This window comes from Ruminococcus sp. RTP21198st1_G1_RTP21198_201120, assembly GCF_040924265.1.
GTDB lineage: Bacteria > Bacillota > Clostridia > Oscillospirales > Ruminococcaceae > Hominimerdicola > Hominimerdicola aceti.
Map to the genome: position 1 here is coordinate 1 of NZ_JBCOMH010000041.1, position 1,779 is coordinate 1,779.

At 43.2% G+C, this 1,779-nt stretch carries 2 protein-coding genes; both read right to left on the bottom strand.

The annotated features are described in order from the left end of the window. Nucleotides 1-1,434 (bottom strand): cellulose binding domain-containing protein (locus AB5627_RS14175; RefSeq protein ID WP_368369919.1); only part of this gene is annotated, 1,434 nt, incomplete at its 3' end. A 59-nt stretch (nucleotides 1,435-1,493) separates the two neighbouring features. After that, nucleotides 1,494-1,649 carry a cyclic lactone autoinducer peptide gene (locus AB5627_RS14180; protein WP_022126621.1) on the bottom strand — a complete coding sequence of 52 codons (156 nt, stop codon included), beginning with the start codon at nucleotides 1,647-1,649 and terminating at the stop codon, nucleotides 1,494-1,496. Between the last annotated feature and the right edge of the window lie 130 nt (nucleotides 1,650-1,779).

The following is a 1,779-nucleotide window of genomic DNA, read 5'->3' on the forward strand; positions in this document are numbered from 1 at the left end:
CGGATCAAGCCCGATATGCGGCTCATCCCCATCCGGCAAACCGTCCCTGTCCGTATCCGGATTCAACGGGTCGGTGTGATAATCATTCACTTCTTCTCCGCCTTTCAAACCATCGCCGTCGGTATCGTCATTCTGCGGATCAGTTCCCAACTCTATCTCCTGTGCATTGGTCAATCCGTCTTCGTCAGGATCAGCGTCTGCGTCCGAAACACCATCGGTTACCGAATCATACTTTGTGGGATCCGTTCCTGTTATGTATACTTCCTGATAGTCGGTCAGACCATCCCCATCAGTATCGGGATTATTCAAATCTGTACCGATCATATTCTCATAAATGTCCGGAAGCCCGTCACCGTCGCTGTCAAGAAAATCAACAGAATATTCATCCTCTGTTTTTGTTACAACAAAGGGAACAGACTCGATTGTTTCACCGAAATCATTAGGAATTGAAACTTTAAAATATTTTGTTTGAAAATCCTCAGTGATGACATACTGATACGAGTCAGCATCCGAAACTTCTGAAACCAAGGTGTAGCTTTCATTATCATCAGACTGCCATACATCGAAAACCTCGGCTTCATAATCGGTATACCATTCAATATCTATTGCATTCGCTTCGTTATTGTAGTCGCCGTAGGCATAAATTGAAACTCCATCCGGATAATTCTTTATGAAGTCAATAAGGCTTTCATTCGCAACGACTCCTGTCAATGAAGTGTTAGATATTTCCGGATCACCGTTCTTAACGCCTGTAAAACCAAGTGTTACGCTTGAATTAGCATATACGGTGCCTGTATATGTTCCTTTCAAACGATAGCTATACGGTTCTAACTCAGTTACAGTAGCTGCCCAGCTATTCGTAATCTCGGTAATGGTAAAGTTTGTATCAAAGGTAAGTTCCCATGCTTCAATAGGGGAATCGGTGTTATTAGTAATTACGATAGCTCCATTGAAGTTATCTCCCCATGTTTCGTTGACAACTAGCTGAACATCGTAACCGGATTCCTTATTGATGCGCCCTTGACAAAGCTTAAAAGCTTCGGGAACAGCTTCACAATTATCTACTGTATAGCTAAAAGTGATCGAGGAATTAGGCTCAATCCGTGCATTATATCCTGCATTTTTAACATATGAAACTCCGGTAGACGTCTCAGCCCACTGTGCGTCCCAAATGCTTGAAGTGCTGCCGTTTGGATCAAAGTACAGCATCCAGTTTTCAATTGTACTGTCACCTGTGTTGGATAACGTAACGGAAACAACCTCCGTATCACCCCATGAATTAGTTACATTGTAGGAAACAGCATAATTGTCGTAGACATAATTCTGCGTTGTAAAATCCTCTGCCAGTACTGGGATACTGGGTACAAGAGTTGCCGCCATAGCTAAACTCATTACGCCGGAAAGTATTCGTTTGAAGTTGCTTTTAAGTTTCATAACTTCTCCTCCGTTTCCGCAGTGGCGGAGCGCAGAAGCGCTCCGCTCCTGCTTTTTTATCAGTCTTCTTTTGTGAATTTCTTCATGCCTTCAGGCTCTTTGGGCTGATTGTACCACCACCAGCAAGCCTTAGAACTGGAACCGACTCCAATCATCAGCGCAAGAGCTGCCAATGACGAACCGTATTTCAGCATGAGCTTTTTAATTGCTTTCATATTCTTCACCCCTTTTCTTTTTCAAAAATTTATGCAAATTCTCCGGCTCCTTCGGCTGACAATAGGTTATGCTGCAGGCTTGACCTGTTACTAATGTCGTTATGCCATAGATCGCACTGAGAATTAACGT

Bases quoted from the DNA above. Each gene is read 5' to 3' on its own strand.
- AB5627_RS14180 (WP_022126621.1), bottom strand. From the start codon at position 1,649: ATGAAAGCAATTAAAAAGCTCATGCTGAAATACGGTTCGTCATTGGCA.